The following is a 19,509-nucleotide window of genomic DNA, read 5'->3' as shown; positions in this document are numbered from 1 at the left end:
GTTCACTCGGTCACCGGCCGCAGGCGCAGGCCCTGCATACCGCCGTCGACCGCGAGGGCCGTTCCGGTGGTGGCTCCGGAGAGCGGGCTCGCCAAGTAGGCGATGGCACCCGCGACTTCGGCGGCCGAGACCAGGCGGCCGGTGGGCTGGCGGGCCTCCAGGGCGGCGCGTTCGGCGGCCGGGTCGGGCGCCTTGGAGAGCAGGCGGCCTATCCATGGGGTGTCCGCCGTACCGGGGTTGACGCAGTTGACGCGGATGCCCTCACGGACGTGGTCGGCGGCCATGGCGAGGGTGAGCGAGTACACCGCGCCCTTGGTGGCGCTGTACAGCGCGCGCTGCGGCAGGCCCGCGGTGGCGGCGATCGAGCAGGTGTTGACGATCGCCGCGTGCCGCGATGCGCGCAGGTGCGGGAGGGCGGCGCGGGTCGTGCGGACCATGCCGACGACGTTGACGTCCAGGACGCGGTGCCACTCGGCGTCGTCGTTGTCCTCGACGGTGCCCTGGGCGCCGATGCCCGCGTTGTTGATCAGTACGTCGAGTCCGCCGAGGTCGGCGACGGCGGCGGCGACCGCCTCGCGGACGGATGTGTCGTCGGCGACGTCGGCGCGGTGGGCGAGCAGGGGCTTCTCCACCGAGGAGGGGTCGAGGTCGAGGACGGCGACCTGGGCGCCGCGCGCCGCGAGGAGTTCGGCGGTGGCTCGGCCGATGCCGGAGGCGCCTCCCGTCACCAGCGCCTTGAGACCCTCGAAGTCGGTCATGCCGCCTGCCCCTTCTTCTGCGTCTGGAGGTCCGCCGCCCAGAAGGCGCCGTCCGGGAACGTGTACCGCGCGATCGACTCGGGCCGCATGGCGGCCGAGAAGCCCGGCGCGGTGGGTGCCGTGTAGTGACCCTCGCGGATGACCACGGGGTCGAGGAAGTGGTCGTGCAGATGGTCGACGTATTCGATGACCCGGTTCTCGGTGGTTCCGGTGACCGCCATGTAGTCGAACATCGAGAGGTGCTGGACGAGTTCGCACAGTCCGACCCCGCCCGCATGCGGACAGACCGGTACCCCGAACTTGGCCGCCAGCAGCAGGATGGCGAGGTTCTCGTTGACGCCGCCGACGCGGGCCGCGTCGATCTGGACGATGTCGAGGGCTCCGGCCTGGAGGAGTTGCTTGAACACGACCCGGTTCTGGACGTGTTCGCCGGTGGCGACCTTCACCGGGGCGACCGCCTCGCGGATGGTCGCGTGGCCGAGGATGTCGTCGGGGCTGGTGGGTTCCTCGATCCAGTACGGGTCGAATTCGGCGAGGGCCCGGGTCCAGCGGATCGCCTCGTCGACGTCCCAGCGCTGGTTGGCGTCGATCGCGAGGCGGATGTCCGGGCCGACGACCGAGCGGGCAACGCGACAGCGCCGTATGTCGTCGTCCAGGTCGGCGCCGACCTTCAGCTTGATCTGGCGGAAGCCGTCGGCGACGGCCTGGGCGGCGAGCCGGGTGAGCTTCTCGTCGTCGTAGCCGAGCCAGCCGGCGGAGGTGGTGTAGGCGGGGTAGCCGCGTCGTAGCAGATGGCTCTTGCGTTCCTCGGCGCCTTCCCGGCCCCGGCGCAGGATCTTCAGCGCCTCCTCGGGGGTGAGCGCGTCGGTGAGGTATCGGAAGTCGATCTGGTGGACGAGCCATTCGGGGTCGGCGTCGGCGAGGAGCTGCCACAACGGCTTGTTCGCGCGCTTGGCGGCCAGATCCCATACGGCATTGACGACCGCCCCGATCGCCATGTGCATCACGCCCTTCTCGGGTCCCAGCCAGCGCAGTTGGCTGTCGCCGATCAGGTCGCGGTTCAACGTCCCCGGATCGGCGCACAGTTCGTCGAGGGGCCGTCCCACGACATGCCCGCGCAGTGCGTCGACCGCGGCGACCTGGACCTCGTTGCCCCGCCCGATGGTGAAGCTGAAGCCGTGCCCCTCGTGCCCGTCGGCCGCGTCGGTGCGCAGCACGACGTAGGCCGCCGAGTAGTCGGGGTCCGGGTTCATCGCGTCGGAGCCGTCGAGCTCGCGCGAGGTGGGGAAGCGGATGTCGTAGGTGTCTACCGCCGTGATGCGGGCCGGGGTCGGGGACACGGAATGCCTTTCGGTCGGTGGCAGGGGCCGGTCAGTCCTGGGCGCGGCCGGTGGTCAGCCGGGCGATCATCAGGGCGAGCAGGATGATTCCGCCGTAGATCGCCTGGATCCAGTACGGCTGCACCTGGGCCAGGGTGAGCATGTTGTCGACGGTGCCGAGCAGCAGTACGCCGGTCAGGGCGCCGAACATGGTGCCCTTGCCGCCGTCGAGGCTGATGCCGCCGATCACCGCGGCGGCGAACACGGTGAAGATCATGTTCTGGCCCTGGTTGGCGTTGATGGCGCCGACATAGCCGGTCTTCATGAGGCCGCCGACCGCCGCGAGCAGGCCCGCGGTGACGAATACGCCGAGCATCACGCGGTCCACGCGGATGCCGGCCGCACGGGCCGCGTCGGGGTTGCCGCCGATGGCGTAGAGGGAGCGGCCCACGCGGTGGTAGCGGAGGACGGCGCCGACGACGGCGAAGGAGAGGCCGGCCACCCAGGCCGAGACCGGGATGCGCAGGAAGGTGGTGGTGGCCATGGAGAAGAACGCGTCCGGCATGTCGAAGAGCGTCTTGCCCTTGGTCGCGCCGACCAGGACACCGCGCAGGATGATCAGCATGGCGAGCGTGACGATGAAGGCGTTGAGCTTCAGCTTCACCACGAGCAACCCGTTGAACAGGCCGATCGCGGCGCCGACCAGCAGGATGGCCACCATGGCCAGTCCGGTGGGCAGTTCGGTGCCGAAGCCCGCCTTCGCCGCCGGGAGGACGAGCAGGGCGCCGATCGCGGGGGCGATGCCGACCACCGACTCCAGGGACAGGTCGAACTTGCCGGTGATGAGCACCAGCGCCTCGGCGAGGACCACCATCGCCAGCGCGGCCGAGGAGCCGAGGATGGAGATGATGTTGTTCTCGGTGAGGAACGAGTCGTTGATGAACGCGCCGATCACCACAACGACCAACAGGGCGGGCAGAAGGGCGAGTTCGCGGGCGCGGCGCAGCAGCACCGCTCGCGCGGCGCGCGCGTCGGGGACGCTCACCGGCTTCACCGGCGGAGCCTTGGTATCAGCCATGGGCCACTCCTTCGATGGAAGCGATCAGCTCACGGTCCTGCCAGCCCGCCGGATGCTCGGCGACCACGCGGCCGTGGAAGAGAACAAGGACCCGGTCGCAGCGGCGCAGGTCGTCGAGTTCGTCGGAGACGACGAGTACGGCGGTGCCGTCGTCGCGGGCGGTGTCGACGCGGGCGAGCAGGGACTCCTTGGACTTCACGTCGACGCCCGCCGTGGGGTTGATGAGGACCAGCAGACGGGGCTCGGAGGCGAGGGCGCGGGCCATGACGACCTTCTGCGCATTGCCGCCGGACAGGTCGGAGACGGGCTGGTCGGGGCCCTCGGTGTGGATGTCGAGGCGGTCGATCAGCTCGGTGGCGAAGCCGCGTTTGCGCTCGGCGCCGACGAAGCCGTAACGGCCGAGCCGGTCGAGGACGCTCAGGGTGGCGTTGTCGCCGATGGTCATGCCGAAGACAAGGCCCTGGGCATGCCGGTCGCGCGGGACGAAGCCGACACCGGCCTTCAGCGCGGCCTGCACATCACCGAACGGGAGCTGTCTGCCGTCCAGTTGGGCCGTCCCGCCCGTCGGGATGTGCAGTCCCGTGAAGGACTCGGCCAGCTCGATCTTGCCGCTGCCGCTGATCCCGGCGAGCCCGACGACCTCGCCGCGGCTGACGGTGAGGTCGACGTCCTGGTAGGCGTCGGAGGTGAGGCCGCTGGCGTCGAGGAGGACGGGGGCGGTGTCGTCGACCTCCCTGATCTGTACGGCCTGTTCGGCGATGGTCTCTCCGGCCATGGCCTCGACCAGGGCCGCGCGGGACATGTCGGCGACGGGAGCCGTGACGATCCAGCGGGCGTCCCTGAGCACGGTGACGGTCTGGCACACCTCGTACACCTCCTGGAGGTGGTGTGAGATGAACAGGAAGGTGACACCGGACTGTTGGAGTGCGCGCATGCGGGTGAAGAGCCGCTCGATCTCACGGTTGTCGAGCTGGGCGGTGGGCTCGTCGAGGATGATGAAGCGAGCGCCGAAGCTCAACGCCCGCGCGATCTCCACCATTTGACGGTCCTCGACCTTGAGGTCGCGGGTGCGGGCCTCGGGGTCGACGTGCACGTCCCAGGTGTCGAGGAGTGCGGCGGCCTCGGCGCGCAGTCTGCGCCAGCTGATGAAACCGCGCTGTGTCGGCTGACGGTTGATGAAGAGGTTCTCGGCGACCGTCAACTCGGGGACCACGGTGGGCTTCTGGTAGACGCAGGCCACCTTGCGGCGCCAGGCGTCACGGTCGGCCAGTGCGGGGGCGGGCTCGCCGTCGAAGCGGACCTCGCCCTCGTCGGCCGCCTGGAGTCCGGTGAGGATGTGGACCAGGGTCGACTTGCCGGCGCCGTTGCGGCCGACGAGGGCGTGGGACTCGCCGGGGAGGACGGTGAGACGGCCGTCGGCAAGGGCAGTGGTGGGGCCGTAGCGCTTGACGACGCCACGGGCCTCTACGAGTGGCGTACTCATCCGACCGTGTTGCCCCACAGCTTGGGGTCGTCCACGTTCTCCTTGGTGACCAGAGGCGCGGGCAGCTGATCCTCGAGATTGCCGCTGGGCAGTTTGACGATGGTGGAGTCGTGGTCCGTGGGGCCGGGCTCGAACGTCTTCCCCTGCATCGCCGCCTTGACGTAGTACATGCCGTACTTGGCGTAGAGGTCGGCGGGTTGGGAGACGGTGGCGTCGATCTCGCCCCTGCGGATGGCGTCGTACTCCTGCGGGATGCCGTCGTTGGAGACGATGGTGATGTGGCCCGCCTGGCCGGCCTTCTTCAGCATGCCCTTGGACTTGAGGGTCTGCAGGGTGGGCGCGAGGTACACGCCGCCGGCCTGCATGTAGATGCCCTTGATGTCGGGGTTGGCGTTCAGCAGGGTGTCGAGCTTCGAAGCGGCTGTGTCGGACTCCCACTTGGCGGGGATCTCCAGCACCTTCAGCTTCGGGAAGTTCTCCTTCACACAGGTGCGGAACGCCTCGGAGCGGTCGCGGCCGTTGACGGAGGCCAGGTCGCCCATGATCTGCACGACCTTGCCGGACGGTATCTGCTCGCCGAGGTACTGGCAGGCCTTCTCGCCGTACGACACGTTGTTCGCCCGGACCACCATGGCGACCTTGCCCTTGTCCGGGGCCACGTCGACCGCGACGACCGGGACGCCCTTGCGCTCGGCCTGGTCGAGGCCCGCCTCGATGGCGGCGCTGTCCAGCGGGGCCACGACCAGGCCCTTGACGCCCTGGTTGAGGACGTTGTTGATGTCGGTGATCTGCTGCGAGGGATCGCTGTTGGAGTTGACCGTCTTCATCGCGTCGACGTCCTCGGACTTCGCCATCTTCGGCACGTAGTCGTTGTACGACTGCCAGAACGGCGAGGTGAGCAGCGGAAGGATCACGCCGACCTTGCCGGAGCCGTCACCTCCCCCGCCGGCGGAGGGGGCCGAGTCCTTCGTGCTGCCACAGGCGGCCAGCACGAGCGAGGTGCTCGCGGCCACGCCGATAATCCAAAACCTGTTCCGCTTCCCCACTGTCCTGCCGTGCATCTGGCGGCTCCTCGTTGAGGGTGTACGAGCAGATGTCGGCATACTTATCAGACCACTTGCACGGAGGAACACCCTCCGGCAGCAGATTTCCTGGATTTCAGGCTCCAGTGGTCCGACCACATCCGTGGTGGTCGGACCACTTCGCTGGATACACTTCGGCTCACCCCGTGCGGCTCACCCGGTGAGTGGAGGAATGGCGTGGACGAGGAGACAGCCCCGCAGAAGGGCACCGTGACACAGCGCGCCATCGAGCGGATCAAGGCGCTGATCGCCGAGGGGCGTCTCGAGCCGGGCCAGCGGCTGCCGACCGAGCGTGACCTCGCGGCCGACATAGGCATCTCCCGCAGCTCGATGCGCGAGGCGATCCGCGCGCTCACCGTGATGGGCGTACTGGAGGCCCGGCACGGCTCCGGCATCTACGTCACGCAGTTGGAGGCCGGCGACCTCCTGGAGACCTTCGGCGTGGTCGCCGATCTGTCCCGGGGCCCGCGCCTGGTGGAGCTGCTGGAGGTGCGCCGCATCCTGGAGTCGACGGCGACCGCGCTGGCGGCGGCACGGATCACGCCCGAGCAACTGGCCGAGGTCGAGAAGCACTTGAAGGCGATGAACGCCACCGACGACCCCGAGGAGATCCTCGCCCACGACCTCGCCTTCCACCGTGAGATCGCCGCGGCCGCGGGCAACGACACGATGGCCGCGATCCTGGAGGGCCTGTCCTCACGCACCTTCCGGGCCCGGGTGTGGCGGGGCTATCAGGAGGAGGGCGCGTTCGAACGGACGCGCCGCGAACACGCCGCGATTCACCGGGCGTTGGTGGCCCGCGATCCGGAGGCGGCGCGCGCGGCGGCGGCCGCCCATGTGGGCGAGGTCGAGCAGTGGCTGCGGGCGCAGCTGGGGGGCTAGCGGCGGGCTACTTAAGAATCGCGCTCGCGACAAGCTCGAAGAGGTGATCGGCGCGTGGCGCGAGCGAGGGTTGATCGCCGAGCCAAGCGAGCGCCGCTATCAGCGCGAACAGATCGGTGCCGTCCATGTCGGGCCGCGCCACGCCCGCGGCCTGGGCACGGGTGAGGAGTCGCGCACCGGCTGCGCGCAGGGTGACGCACGAAGCGTGGAGTGCGGATTCGGTGTCGTCGATGGCGGCAGCCATCAGCACGGTCACGCCCCGGTACTCGGTTGTCCACGCGACACAGTCGCGCAGCCATGAAACGAGAGCGTCCTCGGGTGAGCTCGACGTCTCGAACTCGCCCGCCTTTGCCGTCAGTTCGTCGAAGCTCGTGCGGAGCAGCGCTTCGAGCAGCGCCTCGCGCGTCGGGAAGTGCCGCAGCAGCGTGGCGAGTCCGACGTCGGCCCTGCGCGCGATGTCGCGCAGTGACACGTCGACGCCCTGCTCGGTGATGGCGGCGCCCGCTACGGCGAGCAGGTGATCACGGTTCTTCCTGGCGTCGGCCCGCATCTGCCCCTCTTGCTATCCGGATCAGTGGTCCATATATTCGGATCAGTGGTCCGTTTATGTGGACCGCTGATCCGAATAAGCCTATCCCGCAGCTCGGGCAGGAGAGAACGATGCCGACACAGACGATGAGGGCAGTCCGGCTCCATGAGCACGGCGGCCCTGAAGTGCTGCGCTACGACGAGGTGCCGATTCCCGAGCCGGGGCCGGGTGAGGTGCTCGTGCGCGTGCACGCGGCCGGCGTCAATCCTCCGGACTGGTATCTGCGCGGCGGGCTGACCAGGATGCCCGGGGAGACGGAATCGACGGTCGGCCTGCCGGTGATTCCGGGGACGGACGTGTCGGGCGTCGTCGAGGCCGTCGCGGCGGACGTGGACGCCTTCGCCGTAGGTGATGAAGTCTTCGGTCTGCTGCGTTTTCCCAGCTTCGACGGCAGCGCATACGCCGAGTACGTGGCGGCGCCCGCGTCGGACCTCGCCCGCAAGCCGGCCGGCATCGACCACGTGCACGCCGCCGGGGCACCCATGGCCGGGCTCACCGCATGGCAGTTCCTGATCGAGGTCGGACACGATCACCCCTCGCCCTTCCAGGAGACACGGCACCGCCCGACGGCACTCGACACCGGCACGACGGTGCTCATCAACGGCGCCGCGGGCGGCGTGGGGCACTTCGCGCTCCAGCTGGCGAAGTGGAAGGGCTCCCAGGTCGTCGCTGTGGCATCGGGCGCGCATGAATCGTTTCTGAGCAAGCTCGGCGCAGACCGGTTCATCGACTACACCAAGAGTCGTCCCGAGGAACTCGTGCACGACGTCGACCTCGTTCTCGACACCGTCGGCGGCCCCGACAGCAGCCGTTTCCTGCGCACGCTCAGGAGCGGCGGCGCCCTCTTCCCGGTGTTTCCGGGGGACTTCGACGAAGGAGAGACCGCGAAGCTGGGCGTCACGGTCTCGATCGCCCAGGTCCGCTCGAACGGCGCTCAACTCGCCGAACTGGGCCGCCTGCTCGACACGGGGACGGTTCGCGTCGCGATCGACAGCACCTTTGCGCTCGCGGACGCCCGGGCCGCGCACGAACGCGCCGCCCGCGGGCATATCCAGGGCAAGATCGTGCTCACCGTCGCTTAGTACGGCTCAGGATGAGTCTCCTAGTACGGCTCAGGATGAGTCTCCGTAGCGGGAGACAATCGCGGCGGCCCGGTCGCGCAGGGCGGTGCGCAACCACTGCGGGGCCAGGGCTTCGACGTCCGTGGTGAGCTGCCACACCGCCCATTCGGCATGTCGTGCATCCTGGAAGGTCACCTCCAGCCGCGGCCAGCCGTTCGCGTCGGGTTCCTCGGCGCGGACGGCCAGCGCGCTGTCTACCAGTTCCTCCCGCCGCGCGGGGTTCACCCGTACCCGCACGGTGACTTGGTCGCCGTCGGACAGAAACCGCGCGCAGCGTTCCCGCCAGATCCGGTCCAGATCGACCTGGTTCGGTCGCTGCGCCGGTTCGGGGAGTTCCTCGGCGGCCAACACCCGCGACAGCCGGTAGGTGCGGTCCGCGCCGCCTCTCGTGGCCAGCAAGTAGGCCCGGTCGCGCACGGTGACCAGGCCGATCGGATCCACGGTGCGCCACTGTGGCGGCTGGTCCGTGGCCGCGTAGTGGATGCGCAGCTTGTGTCCGGCGAGTACCGCGCGCCGGACCACGATCATCGTGGTGTCGGGTACCTCCTCGGTGACCAGTCGACGGGAGAGCAGGTCGGTCTCCGGGTCGACGAGAAATCGCTGGGCCGCGTCGCTCGCGGTGGCCCGATGGCCTTCAGGCAGCGCGTCGACCACCTTCCGCATGGCCGAAGCGAGCGCCGAGCCGAGGCCGAACACCTGCTCGCCGCGCCCCGATCCGGCGGTCAGCAGGGCAAGGGCCTCGTCGTGGTTCAGTCCGCTGAGGTCGGTCTGGAAATCGGGCAACAACGCGAACCCGCCGCGCCGGCCGCGTTCGGCGTAGACCGGGATGCCGGCCGCGGACAGCGCCTCGATGTCGCGCAGCACGGTGCGGGTGGAGACCTCCAGCTCGCGGGCGAGCGTGGTCGCGGTCAGCCGACCGCGCTGACGCAGCAGCAGCACCAACGAGATCAACCGGTCGGCACGCATACAGGAACGCTAGCGGAATACGTGACCAAGGATGTCGTGATTTGCAGGGAGGCTTACCCACGTGACGTCGAAGCCGGTGGCTACCGGGCCTTTGGACGCACGTACTGCCGATGAATCGAATGGAGTTGTTGTGGCGATGGAGCGATCGACGGTCAACCCGTGGACGTGGTCGGTGGAGTTGGGCTACAGCCAGGGTGAGATCGTCTCCGGTCACACCCGGACCCTGTACATCTCGGGGCAGGCCGCGATGAGCGGTGACGGCAAGCCCGAGCATGCCGGTGACATGGCGGCGCAGTTGGCGCTGACCGTCGACAACCTGGAGGCCGTGCTCGGCGAGGCCGGCATGTCCCTCGCGAACCTGGTTCGGCTCAACGTCTACACCACGGACGTCGATCTCCTTTTCCAGCACTACGGCGTGCTGGCAGGGCGGTTGGGCGCCGCCGGGGTGGCGCCGACCACCACCATGCTCGGGGTGACACGACTGGCGGTCCCCGACCTGATGGTCGAGCTGGAGGGGACCGCTGTCGCGTGAGATGAACTCCCGTCACACCCTGCTGAGCCGCAACGTCACCAGCTCGAACGGACGCAGTCGTACGGCGACACTGTTGCCGTCGCGCTCCACGGCGCCGTCCTGAAGCGGGCGCTCCAGCAGGTCCGTGGTCATGACGTCCGCTACCTCGAAGCCGGCGGTGAGGGTCGCCCGGGCGCGGCCTCCGTGGGCTTCGTGGAAGCGGACGATGACGTCCCCGCTGCCGTCGTCGGCGAGTTTGACCGCGGTGACGACGACCGCGTCCCGGTCGACGCTCACCAGCGGGGCGACCTCCCCGGCGCCGGTCAGCCGCCGCTCGGGCAAGTTGATCCGCCAGCCCTCACGGACCGCGTCCCCGATGTCCGCGCCCGGCACCAGGGCGTGGCGGAAGCGGTGGACGCCCTGATCGGTCTCGGGGTCGGGGAAGCGCGGGGCGCGCAACAGGGAGACGCGCACCGTGGTGGTCGTACCGCGGTCGCCGCCGGTGCGGACGGTGCGGGTCACATCGTGGCCGTACGTCGAGTCGTTGACGATCGCCACACCCCAGCCCGGCTCCTCCAGGTGCACGAACCGGTGGTTGCAGGCCTCGAACTTGGCCGCCTCCCAGGAGGTGTTGGTGTGCGTGGGCCGGTGGAAGTGCCCGAACTGGGTCTCGGACGCATACCGTTCGGCGTGCACATCGAGCGGGAAGGCGAGTTTCAGGAACTTCTCCGTCTCGTGCCAGTCCACCTCCGTGTCCACGAGCAGCCGTCGCTCCCCCGGCGCGAGGGACAGCAGTTGGGTGACGCGTGAGTCACCGAAGGTCCGTACGATCCGCACGGCGTCCCCCACGGGAGCGATCTCGTCCACGTCGGTGAGATCGGTGACGGTGTTCCGGTAGAACTCGTCCACGTCCCAGGCGTCCCACATGTTCGGGAAGTCGGGGTGGAGTTGGAGGAGGTTGGCGGCCCGTCCGGGCGCGATCGTCTCGCGGTCGGCCTCGATGTCGTAGGCGGAGACGACCAGGCCCTGGGCGTCGATCTCGATCCGCAGCAGGCCGTTGTCGAGGACGTGCCCGCCGTCCCGGCGCCGCGTCAGGGTGGTCCGGCCCTCGTCGACGGGGGCCCGCGCGCCGCCCGCCGGAATGCCGTCGCGGGTGTGCGGGGCGGAGTTGAAGACCAGCGGAGTCGAGCCGTCGCCCGCCAGGGCACGCTGGGCCGCGTCGATGATCCCGTTCAGCTCCGTGGCGAGCCGCTCATAGGTCGCCCGGGCCTCCCGGTGCACCCACGCGATGGACGAACCGGGCAGGATGTCGTGGAACTGGTGGAGCAGCACCGTCTTCCAGATGCGGTCCAACTCCTCGTACGGATAAGGGAATCCGGTACGCACGGCCGCCGTCGCCGCCCACAGTTCGGCCTCGCGCAGGAGGTGTTCGCTGCGGCGGTTGCCCTGCTTGGTCTTGGCCTGGCTGGTGAGGGTGGCGCGGTGGAGTTCGAGGTAGAGCTCGCCGACCCAGACGGGCGGGTTCGGGTACTCGGCCTCGGCTTTCGCGAAGAACTCCGCCGGGGTCTCCCATACGACGGTCGCCGAGCCTTCGAGGTCGCGCAGCCGGGCCGCCTTGGCGACCATCTCCCGGGTGGTGCCACCGCCTCCGTCGCCCCAGCCGGTGGGCGCGAGGGAGTGCCGGGCGACGCCCTTGTCCTTGAAGTTGCGGGCGGCGTGGGCGATTTCGCTGCCCTTCATGGAGCAGTTGTAGGTGTCGACGGGCGGGAAGTGCGTGAAGATCCGGGTGCCGTCGATGCCCTCCCAACTGAAGGTGTGATGCGGGAACTTGTTCGTCCGGGACCAGGAGATCTTCTGCGTGAGCAGCCACTTGGCACCCGCGGCCTTGATGATCTGCGGGAGCCCGGCCGCGAAGCCGAAGGTGTCGGGCAGCCAGGCCTCGTCGTTCTCGATGCCGAACTCGTCGAGGAAGAACCGCTTGCCGTGCACGAACTGCCGGGCCATCGCCTCCGAGCCCGGCATATTGGTGTCCGACTCCACCCACATCCCGCCGGCCGGCACGAACCGCCCGTCCGCCACCGCCTTCTTCACCCGCGCCCACACCTCGGGCCGGTGCTCCTTCACCCACGCCCACTGCTGAGCCTGGGACATGGCGAACACGAACTCCGGCTCGTCCTCCAGCAGCGCGGTCATATTGGCGGTGGTCCGGGCCACCTTGCGGACCGTCTCACGCAACGGCCACAGCCACGCCGAGTCGATGTGCGCGTGCCCGACGGCGCTGATGCGGTGGGCGGAGGGTACGGCCGGCTCGGACAGGACCGTCTCCAGACGCGCCCGCGCCTGTGCCGCCGTACCGTTCACGTCCTGGAGGTCGATCGCGTCCAGCGCCTTCTCGACCGCCCGCAGGATCTCCCAGCGACGCGCGGAGTCCACGGGCAGCTCAGCCATCAGCTCGCCGAGCACCTCCAGGTCGATCACCAGCTCCCACACCGTCTCGTCGAGGACGGCGAGATCCATGCGGGTGAGCGTGTACTGCGGTGCGCGGCCCGCGGTCTCCTTGTCGCCCAACTGGGTGGGCAGGAAGGGGTGGTAGTCGAGGATGACGGGGTTGGACGCGGCCTCGATGTGCAGCCGCACCTCCTCGCCGCCCTCGACGGGCGCACCGATGCGCACCCACTGGTTGCGCGGGTTGAGGCCCTTCACCGGGGTGCCGTCGGGCCGGTAGACCAGGCCCTCGCACTGGAAGCCGGGCATGTTCTCGTCGAACCCGAGGTCGAGCAGCGCCTCCACGGTCCGCCCGGCCCACGCCTCGGGCACGGTCCCGGTGACCCGGAACCAGCTGGTGCCCCACGGAGCACCCCAACGGGCGCCCACCTCGATCGGCTCGGGCTCGGCCGCAAGCCCCTCGCCGACCGGGACGGGCTCACCGGGCGCATGCCACACCGCCACGTCGAGCGGTACGGACTCGGGGTACACGGCGGGGCGGATGCGCTCGTCGAGAACGCGCCTGAGGCGGGCTTCGACCAGGCTGCGGTCGTCATGCATACGGGGTGCTCCGTAGGTCGTCCGGGTGGGGTTACCAAGTGGGGGCGGTCACCAGGAGTGGGTGACCGTCGTAGGGGCTGACCTGGTGTACAGCTCCCCTACGGCGCGCACTTCGAACCGCGCCGCCGCCTCGCCCTGCTCGGGCCGGAGCCCTTCGACGAAGTAGGCCCGCTGGCAGGTACCGCCGAGGAAGCGCCGGGTGCCGTCGGGGAGGAGGCGGTGCAGGGTGTAGTGGCGTACGTCTCCGGGCGCGGGGTTCCAGACGAAGCGCAGATCGCCGCCGCTCGCGCCGGTGATCCGGAGGCCGGAGGGTGCGGCGGGGGTAGCGGGCGCGGCAGACCGGACAGCGAGACCGCCGAGCCGCCAGCGCACCGGGCCACTGCCGCTGTCGCGCGGGGTGAGCCGAACGCCGATCGCCCGTATCGTGCCGGTCAGCCCTGTGAGCCGTACGGTCGACGTCTGCCAGGTGTTGACCGAGTTCACAGGGAAATAGGTGTACGGCGCTGTCGACCCGGGTGCGCCGGGATCTGGGTCGGCGGTGGCAACGGCCAACTCGACGTTCACAGCGCCGGCGTCCGTCCGGTGCGTGAGCTCGACAACCGTGTCAACACCCACCGGCAGCCGGGTCGCGTACACATCCAGCACCGCCGGCGCGGTCAGTTCACCCTCGACGAGCACACTGCTGCCGCCACACCACGCGTCCGCGAAATCGAAGTTCACAGCGGGCCGCGCGCCGGCGGTGTGCACAAGCCAGCGCCGCGACGGCAGCCGATCCTGCAACCCGAGATGGTTCCACGGCGCCTGGGACGTCACCGCCCCGCGCTCGTACCACCGCAGCCCGTGCCCCGTGTTGAACACACTGGCGAACGGCACCGACGTCACCGTCGACCGGTCGACCACCGAGACAGCCGGGGCCCGCCAGGCGTCGGTACCGTCCGGCCGCGAGGGATCCAGCGAACGACCGCTCCAGAACCGGTCGTCGGCGGCATGGAACTCCCCCGGCGTCCGCCCCGCCGGCAGGTGATTGCGGGTCCACTCGGGCCGGTAGAACCCGACCGACACGACATGCGCCCGGTCCCTCGGCACGATCGCGTCCCAGTTCACGGACTTGTTCCAGCCGCTCGCCTCCACATCGACGCCCGCCCACAGCTCGTACCGGCTGCGCCCGATCCGGTCGGCCCGCTGCCCCGAGGACGCCAGGCCGCTCGCCGTCCACCGGAAGTCGACGAACATGTCGTCGGCGGACTCGAAGAACGGCTGGTTCTGCGCGTTCAGCGCCCCCTGCCAGCTCACACCGCCGTTCACGGTCATCGAGTCGTACCAGGTCACCCGCTGTCCGACCGCCGCCGCCCGCGACTTCAACTCCCGCAGGAAGCCCAGCATGTCGGTGGCGAGAGCCGCATTGCCGCCGCCCGTCTCGGGGTTCACGAACCAGCCGTCGAAGCCGTACGCCCGTGCCACCGCGACGAGTTGGGCGGCGAGCGGATACCGCCCGGCCGAGTCCTTCTGCACGAGGTCCCGGGTCCACTGCAACTGCCCGCCGTACGCCACGGGCGGCAGGAAGATGTTGCCCAGCACGGGCACGCCGTGCCGGTGGGCGGCGTCCACGATCGGCGCGTTGGGGGCGAGGATCAGCCCCTCCCCCGACGAGCCGCCCCAGAACACCAGCTCGTCGATGTAGGCCCAGTGGGTGAGGGCGTAGTAGTCGGCGGTCGCCGAGCCCTGCGCGGAGTTGCTCGATGTGGGCCCGAAGGAGACGAGGGACTGGATACGGGCCTGGCCCGAGCGGGCGGTCGGGTTCACCGGCGCCGGGGTGAACCGGGTGGCCAGCGGGACGGACGCCGCGTTGAAGGCGAGATCGACGTCGTCGGCCGCCCGCCACGCCTTGAGGCTCCGCCAGGTGATGCCGGTGCCGGGGCTGCCGGAGGGCAGGGAGTCCGGGTACCAGTACGAGGCGTACGGCGGGGTGGCCGCCGCCTTCGGAGCGGCGGCCGCCGGAAGCGTGGGCGTCAGAGCGGCCGCAGCGCCTGCGATCAGGACCGTGCGTCTGGTGGGTTTCACGAGCGGGTGCCTCCTTGGGGGATGGGGAGTACCTGGTCGGGAGTGACAACCTCGGTGATGCCACGCGCGGCGAGATGGTCCTTGTCGTCGGCGCGCACATCGAGGACGGTGGTGGGCCGGACGCCCTCGGCGACCAGCCGGAAGTAGGCGTCGAAGACGGGTCCGCCCGGGGCGCAGAGAGAGCGGGCGCCGGGGTCGGCCGGGACGACAAGCGCGGTGGTACGAGGGGAAGGCGCGGCCGGGCTCCCGGCCGCCGCCGCCCGTGCCAGCACCCGAGCCGTGTCCTTCGGCGCGCGCTCACTGGTCAACAGCCCGAGCCCGTACTCGAGTTCGGGGAAGTCGGCGAGTCCCCGGGACACATCGTGCGAGCACCACCAGGTGACGCCCCACAGGTCGGGACAGTCCAGCGCGCTCGCGACGGTCGCCTCGGTGAAGGCGGCGGCGTGCTCGGCCGGGATCAGGGGTGCGGGTGCGCCGACTTCCTGGAGCCAGACCGGCCGCCGTGGATCGTCCGCCCAGGCCTTGCTCAGCTCGATCAGATACGCGGCGTGGTGCTCGGTGGGCACGGAGGTGCGGCCGTGGCGCTGGGCGGTGCCGTTGAACACCCAGGAGTGCACCGCGGTGACGGCACCGCGGCGGGCGGCCTGGGCCGGGGTGAAGGGCTGGTCGTCCTGGTACCAGGTGGCGTCGTACTCGGCATGCAGATGCAGCCGGCCGGGGGCGCCCTCCTCGCAGGCGGCGAGCATGCGCTCCAGCCAGGCGTCGATCTGGGCGCTGGTCGCACGGTCGGGGTCGGGGTGCGGTCCGGCGGAGAACTGGTTGACCTCGTTGCCGAGGGTCATGCCGATGAAGTTGGGTCGGTCGGCGAGGGCCGCGGCGAGCGTGCGCAGGTAGGTCGCCTGGCCGTCCACGACATCCGGGTCGGTGAAGAGGTTGCGGCGATGCCAGGTGCGGGTCCAGGCGGGCAGGAAGTCGAAGCTGCTCAAGTGGCCTTGCAGACCGTCCACGTTGACGTCGAGCCCGCGCTCGGCGGCGGCGTCGGCGAGCTGGACGAGCTGCTCGACCGCTCGCCCCCGGATCAAGGTGCGGTTGGGCTGGAAGTACGGCCACAGCGGGAACACCCGGACGTGGTCCAGGCCCAGCGCGGCGATCGAGTCGAGGTCGGCGCGTACGGAGTCCAGGTCGAAGTCGAGCCAGTGGTGGAACCATCCCTCGCTCGGGGTGTAGTTGACGCCGAAGCGCACGGCAGCAGGCATACGGGGTCCTTGTCGAACACGAGAGGGGGGTTTCAGCCCTTCACCGGGGTTTCAGCCCTTCACCGCTCCCTCGCCGACCCCGCGGAAGAAGTACCGCTGGAGACAGGCGAAGAGCGCGATCAGTGGGGCGACGGCGATGACCGTGCCCGCGGCGACGAGCCGTTCGTCGTTGGCGAAGGTGCCGTGCAGATAGTTGAGGCCGATGGTCAGCGTGAACTTCGACGGATCGCTCAGCACGATGAGCGGCCACAGGAAGTCGTCCCAGGCGCCCATGAAGGCGAAGATCGCGACGACGGCGAGGGTGCCCTTCACGGACGGCAGCGCGATCCGCACGAACCGCTGCCACACGTTGGCGCCGTCGACGAAGGCGGCCTCCTCGATCTCGTACGGCAGGTTGAGGAAGGCGTTGCGCATCAGCAGGACGTTCATGGCGCCGATGCAGCCGGGCAGGACGACGCCGACCAGGGTGTTGTTGAGGCCCAGCTCCCGCATGGTCGTGAACTGGGCGATGATGATGCCCTCCACCGGCACGAGCATCGCGAGGATGAACGCGAGCGTGGCGGCACGGCGGCCCCGGTAGCGCAGGCGGGCGAGCGCGTAGCCGGCGAGCGCCGAACCGACGCAGTTGGTGACGACGTTGGCGGTGGCGACCTTCAGCGAGTTGAGGGCGTAGTCCCAGACCGGGATGGTCTCGGAGACGCGCTCGTAGTTGTGGAACGTCGGGTCGCTCGGCAGGAACCGCGGCGGGGAAGTGTAGATGTCCTCGGTCGGGCCCTTGAGCGAGGTGGAGAGCTGCCAGAGGAACGGGCCGACGGTGAGGGCGAGGACGGCGAGCAACAGGGCATAGCGCAGGGCGAGTTCCCAGACGCGTACGCGGCGGCCGTGCTCGTCGGTGACGCGGGGTTCGCTCACCACGCGCGCCGGGCGCACCTTCTCCAGCACGCTCATGACTCGTCCCTCCGGTCTGCACGCAGGACGAGCAGCATCAGCGCGACGGTGACGACGAAGACGACGACGGAGATCGCGGAGGCATAACCGACGCGGCCCGTGAGACCCGTACCCGTGCGCTGGACGAGCATCACGAGCGTCGTGTCCTCACCGGCAGGACCGCCACTCGGCCCCGCCATCAGGTAGACCTCGGAGAACACCTTGAAGGCAGCAACCGACGACAGCGCCCCGACCAGCACCATGGTCGACCGGACCGCGGGCACGGTGACCGTGAGGAAGCGCCGTACGGCACCCGCGCCGTCGACCGCGGCGGCCTCGTGCAGTTCGCGGGGGACGTTGGCGAGGGCCGCCAGGTAAATGATCATGTAGTAGCCGAGGCCCTTCCAGACCGTGACGGCCATGGCGCTCAGCAGCAACAGCCACTGGTCGCTGAGGAAGCCGACCCGGCCGACGCCGATGGTCTCCAACAGCGAGTTCACCAGGCCGCGTTCGTCGAGCAGCCACACCCAGATCAGCCCCACCACGACGATCGAGGCGACGACCGGGGTGTAGAAGGCGGAGCGGAAGAAGGCGATGCCGGGGATGTTCTTCTGCACGAGCAGTGCCAGCAGCAGGGGCAGCAGAACCAGCGCAGGCACGACCCCGACGACGTACAGCGTGCTGTTGCGCAGGCCGATCCAGAACATGTCGTCGTGCAGCAGCTCACGGAAGTTGTCGAGCCCGACGAACTTGCCTTCGATCAGGGTGCGTCGGTCGGTGAAGGCGTTGATCAGCGTGGAGACGAACGGGTAGAGGATGAAGGCGCCGATGACCAACAGCCCCGGGGCGGCGAACAGCCAGGGGCTCAGCGGGAGTTGGCGCCGCACCCGAGACACCGTGGACATCGTCATCCCTGCTGCTGGAGAAGCCGGTTGCAGGCCTCGACAGCGTTGTCAAGCGCTTCCTTGGGGCTCTCCTTGCCCTGGAGCGCCTTGGCGACCTCGTTGCGCAGCTCGGTCTTCATCTGCTCGCTGAACAGCACCGGCGTGTAATTGACCGCGCTCTTCAGCGACTTGGCGGCGGCCACCCGCACCCGTGTCTCATCCGTTCCGTCCTCCTTGGTGAAGTACGGGTCGTCGAGCGAGCCGGCGGTGCTGGGGAAGATCGCGACCTTCTTGGCGAACGACATCTGATGTTCGGCGTCGGTGACGTAGTGCGCGAAGGCGACAGCGGCGGGCGTCTGCTTGCTCTGGGAGTTGACCATCACGCCCATCACGTACATGTTCACGTGTCCGGTGCTGGTGATCTGGTCGGTGATGCCGATGTTCTTGTACAGGTTCGGCGCCTGCTTCTTGAAGTTGCCGAGGTCGAGCGCGCTGCCCGGGTTCATGGCGACGGCCTCGGTGAGGAACTTCTTTCCGGACGACTCGGGGGTGGCGGTCAGCGCCTGCGGGTCGAGCGCCTTCGCGTCGTACAACTCCTTGTATTTGGTGAGGAGTTCGACGCCCTTCGTGTCGTTGAAGGCGAAGGCGGTGCCCTCCTGGTTCATGAGCGGGACGCCGTAACGGCCGAAGTCCTCGACGGTGGGGACATTGGCGAGCGTGGCGACCTTGCCGTCGGTCTTCTCGGCGATCGTCAGGGCGTCGTCGAAGAGTTCGTCGTACGTCGTCGGCGGCTGCTCGGGGTCGATCCCGGCCTCTTGGAACAGGGACTTGTTGTAGAACAGCGGGCCGGTGTTGAGGTACCAGGGGAAGGCGTACGTACCGGTCATGCCCGGTATCTGATGGCTGGCCCAGGCGCCCTCCAGGTACTCCTTCTTGTACTGCGCGGCATCCTTGTCCAGGTCGAGCGCGAGGCCCGCCTTGGCGAGCGGCGCGACCAGGTCCGGCGAGACGTTGACGACGTCGGGGAGGGTGCCGCCGGCCGCGTCCGCGCTGATCTTGTCGGCGTAGCCCTCGGCGGGCTGGTCGACCCATTTGACCTTCGTGCCGGGGTACTTCTTCTCGAAGTCGGTGATCAGGCCTTCGAAGTAGTCCTTGAAGTTGGCTCTCAGGTTCCAGGTCTGGAAAGTGATGTCGCCCTCGATCTTGCCGGAGGCGTCGGACGAGCCGCCTCCGTCGTCTCCGGAGCCGCAGGCACTGAGCGGCAGGACGACACAGACGGCGAGAGCGGCAGCGAGGTTTCTACGGGAAATGGGCACCGTGAACCGGCCTCCTTGGCGGCGGGGTTGGTGGGCGACCGCAGGGGGATTCGGTCGCCGACGCAGACCTTGCACGCCGCTCCGAGGGCCCGTCAATGCATCTCGCGGAGCTAATTTCATTAGTGACTAATACGCATTAGGTTGACGCAGCTGAACCGCATTAGTGCACACTGGTGGCCGGAATGCGTCGGAGGAATGGGGAAAACCGTGCACGGCAAGCGGTCACCGGCC

At 69.3% G+C, this 19,509-nt stretch carries 16 protein-coding genes; 3 read left to right on the top strand and 13 right to left on the bottom strand.

What is annotated here, in order from left to right; all coding sequences use genetic code 11:
- Positions 1–2: 2 nt before the first annotated feature.
- The 5 genes from OHT76_RS37455 to OHT76_RS37435 are packed head-to-tail and all read right to left on the bottom strand — an operon-like array spanning position 3 to position 5,699.
- The gene (locus OHT76_RS37455) at positions 3–758 is read right to left on the bottom strand and encodes an SDR family NAD(P)-dependent oxidoreductase (protein ID WP_328875313.1); all 756 of its coding nucleotides are present in this window, start codon (positions 756–758) and stop codon (positions 3–5) included.
- Entirely contained in the window at positions 755–2,098 is a 1,344-nt protein-coding gene (locus OHT76_RS37450; RefSeq protein WP_328875312.1) for an L-fuconate dehydratase, read from the bottom strand. The genes OHT76_RS37455 and OHT76_RS37450 overlap by 4 nt, the downstream gene beginning before the upstream one ends.
- Before the next feature lie 31 nt (positions 2,099–2,129).
- Positions 2,130–3,155 carry an ABC transporter permease gene (locus OHT76_RS37445; protein ID WP_328875311.1) on the bottom strand — a complete coding sequence of 342 codons (1,026 nt, stop codon included), beginning with the start codon at positions 3,153–3,155 and terminating at the stop codon, positions 2,130–2,132.
- On the bottom strand, positions 3,148–4,638 hold the full coding sequence (locus tag OHT76_RS37440) for a sugar ABC transporter ATP-binding protein (RefSeq protein WP_328875310.1): 1,491 nt from the start codon (positions 4,636–4,638) through the stop codon (positions 3,148–3,150). Before OHT76_RS37440 ends, OHT76_RS37445 begins: the two co-directional genes overlap by 8 nt.
- Positions 4,635–5,699, bottom strand: a complete 1,065-nt coding sequence (locus OHT76_RS37435; protein ID WP_328875309.1) for a sugar ABC transporter substrate-binding protein — start codon at positions 5,697–5,699, stop codon at positions 4,635–4,637. Before OHT76_RS37435 ends, OHT76_RS37440 begins: the two co-directional genes overlap by 4 nt.
- 198 nt (positions 5,700–5,897) lie before the next feature.
- On the opposite strand from OHT76_RS37435, the gene OHT76_RS37430 reads away from it, so the two are divergent.
- Entirely contained in the window at positions 5,898–6,602 is a 705-nt protein-coding gene (locus OHT76_RS37430; protein ID WP_328875308.1) for a FadR/GntR family transcriptional regulator, read from the top strand.
- Positions 6,603–6,609: 7 nt separating this feature from the next.
- On the opposite strand, the gene OHT76_RS37425 is transcribed toward OHT76_RS37430, so the two are convergent.
- The gene (locus tag OHT76_RS37425) at positions 6,610–7,152 is read right to left on the bottom strand and encodes a TetR/AcrR family transcriptional regulator (RefSeq protein ID WP_328875307.1); all 543 of its coding nucleotides are present in this window, start codon (positions 7,150–7,152) and stop codon (positions 6,610–6,612) included.
- 110 nt (positions 7,153–7,262) lie between these two features.
- Here OHT76_RS37425 and OHT76_RS37420 point away from each other — a divergent pair, with 110 nt between their 5' ends.
- Positions 7,263–8,273, top strand: coding sequence for an NADP-dependent oxidoreductase (locus OHT76_RS37420; protein ID WP_328875306.1), 1,011 nt, complete (start codon positions 7,263–7,265; stop codon positions 8,271–8,273).
- A gap of 30 nt (positions 8,274–8,303) precedes the next feature.
- Here the strand turns inward: OHT76_RS37420 and OHT76_RS37415 are convergent, their stop codons facing one another.
- The gene (locus OHT76_RS37415; RefSeq protein ID WP_328875305.1) at positions 8,304–9,278 is read right to left on the bottom strand and encodes a helix-turn-helix transcriptional regulator; all 975 of its coding nucleotides are present in this window, start codon (positions 9,276–9,278) and stop codon (positions 8,304–8,306) included.
- A gap of 136 nt (positions 9,279–9,414) precedes the next feature.
- Between OHT76_RS37415 and OHT76_RS37410 the strand changes: the two genes are divergently transcribed.
- Positions 9,415–9,810 carry a RidA family protein gene (locus OHT76_RS37410; protein WP_328875304.1) on the top strand — a complete coding sequence of 132 codons (396 nt, stop codon included), beginning with the start codon at positions 9,415–9,417 and terminating at the stop codon, positions 9,808–9,810.
- A gap of 12 nt (positions 9,811–9,822) precedes the next feature.
- Here OHT76_RS37410 and OHT76_RS37405 read toward each other — a convergent pair whose 3' ends face one another.
- The 6 genes from OHT76_RS37405 to OHT76_RS37380 are packed head-to-tail and all read right to left on the bottom strand — an operon-like array spanning position 9,823 to position 19,278.
- Positions 9,823–12,834 (bottom strand): alpha-mannosidase, encoded by a 3,012-nt coding sequence (locus tag OHT76_RS37405; protein ID WP_328875303.1) that lies wholly within the window; start codon positions 12,832–12,834, stop codon positions 9,823–9,825.
- Between the two features lie 48 nt (positions 12,835–12,882).
- On the bottom strand, positions 12,883–14,895 hold the full coding sequence (locus OHT76_RS37400) for an endo-beta-N-acetylglucosaminidase (protein WP_328875302.1): 2,013 nt from the start codon (positions 14,893–14,895) through the stop codon (positions 12,883–12,885).
- The gene (locus OHT76_RS37395) at positions 14,892–16,151 is read right to left on the bottom strand and encodes a glycoside hydrolase 5 family protein (protein WP_328875301.1); all 1,260 of its coding nucleotides are present in this window, start codon (positions 16,149–16,151) and stop codon (positions 14,892–14,894) included. The genes OHT76_RS37400 and OHT76_RS37395 overlap by 4 nt, the downstream gene beginning before the upstream one ends.
- Before the next feature lie 51 nt (positions 16,152–16,202).
- On the bottom strand, positions 16,203–17,099 hold the full coding sequence (locus tag OHT76_RS37390; protein WP_328875300.1) for a carbohydrate ABC transporter permease: 897 nt from the start codon (positions 17,097–17,099) through the stop codon (positions 16,203–16,205).
- Positions 17,096–17,989 carry a carbohydrate ABC transporter permease gene (locus OHT76_RS37385; RefSeq protein ID WP_328875299.1) on the bottom strand — a complete coding sequence of 298 codons (894 nt, stop codon included), beginning with the start codon at positions 17,987–17,989 and terminating at the stop codon, positions 17,096–17,098. Before OHT76_RS37385 ends, OHT76_RS37390 begins: the two co-directional genes overlap by 4 nt.
- The gene (locus tag OHT76_RS37380; protein ID WP_328875298.1) at positions 17,986–19,278 is read right to left on the bottom strand and encodes an ABC transporter substrate-binding protein; all 1,293 of its coding nucleotides are present in this window, start codon (positions 19,276–19,278) and stop codon (positions 17,986–17,988) included. The genes OHT76_RS37385 and OHT76_RS37380 overlap by 4 nt, the downstream gene beginning before the upstream one ends.
- Positions 19,279–19,509: the final 231 nt, after the last annotated feature.

The organism is Streptomyces sp. NBC_00287, from assembly GCF_036173105.1.
Taxonomy (GTDB): Bacteria; Actinomycetota; Actinomycetes; order Streptomycetales; family Streptomycetaceae; genus Streptomyces.
The sequence above is the reverse complement of the archived record's forward strand: the minus strand, read 5'-3'. Positions and strand labels throughout refer to the sequence as shown.

Excerpts from the sequence above, each read along its gene's own strand:
- OHT76_RS37440 (WP_328875310.1), bottom strand. The coding sequence starts at position 4,638 with ATGAGTACGCCACTCGTAGAGGCCCGTGGCGTCGTCAAGCGCTACGGC.
- OHT76_RS37420 (WP_328875306.1), top strand. The coding sequence starts at position 7,263 with ATGCCGACACAGACGATGAGGGCAGTCCGGCTCCATGAGCACGGCGGC.
- OHT76_RS37425 (WP_328875307.1), bottom strand. The coding sequence starts at position 7,152 with ATGCGGGCCGACGCCAGGAAGAACCGTGATCACCTGCTCGCCGTAGCG.
- OHT76_RS37395 (WP_328875301.1), bottom strand. The coding sequence starts at position 16,151 with ATGCCTGCTGCCGTGCGCTTCGGCGTCAACTACACCCCGAGCGAGGGA.
- OHT76_RS37385 (WP_328875299.1), bottom strand. The coding sequence starts at position 17,989 with ATGACGATGTCCACGGTGTCTCGGGTGCGGCGCCAACTCCCGCTGAGC.
- OHT76_RS37405 (WP_328875303.1), bottom strand. The coding sequence starts at position 12,834 with ATGCATGACGACCGCAGCCTGGTCGAAGCCCGCCTCAGGCGCGTTCTC.
- OHT76_RS37415 (WP_328875305.1), bottom strand. The coding sequence starts at position 9,278 with ATGCGTGCCGACCGGTTGATCTCGTTGGTGCTGCTGCTGCGTCAGCGC.
- OHT76_RS37435 (WP_328875309.1), bottom strand. The coding sequence starts at position 5,699 with ATGCACGGCAGGACAGTGGGGAAGCGGAACAGGTTTTGGATTATCGGC.
- OHT76_RS37410 (WP_328875304.1), top strand. The coding sequence starts at position 9,415 with ATGGAGCGATCGACGGTCAACCCGTGGACGTGGTCGGTGGAGTTGGGC.
- OHT76_RS37445 (WP_328875311.1), bottom strand. The coding sequence starts at position 3,155 with ATGGCTGATACCAAGGCTCCGCCGGTGAAGCCGGTGAGCGTCCCCGAC.
- OHT76_RS37455 (WP_328875313.1), bottom strand. The coding sequence starts at position 758 with ATGACCGACTTCGAGGGTCTCAAGGCGCTGGTGACGGGAGGCGCCTCC.
- OHT76_RS37390 (WP_328875300.1), bottom strand. The coding sequence starts at position 17,099 with ATGAGCGTGCTGGAGAAGGTGCGCCCGGCGCGCGTGGTGAGCGAACCC.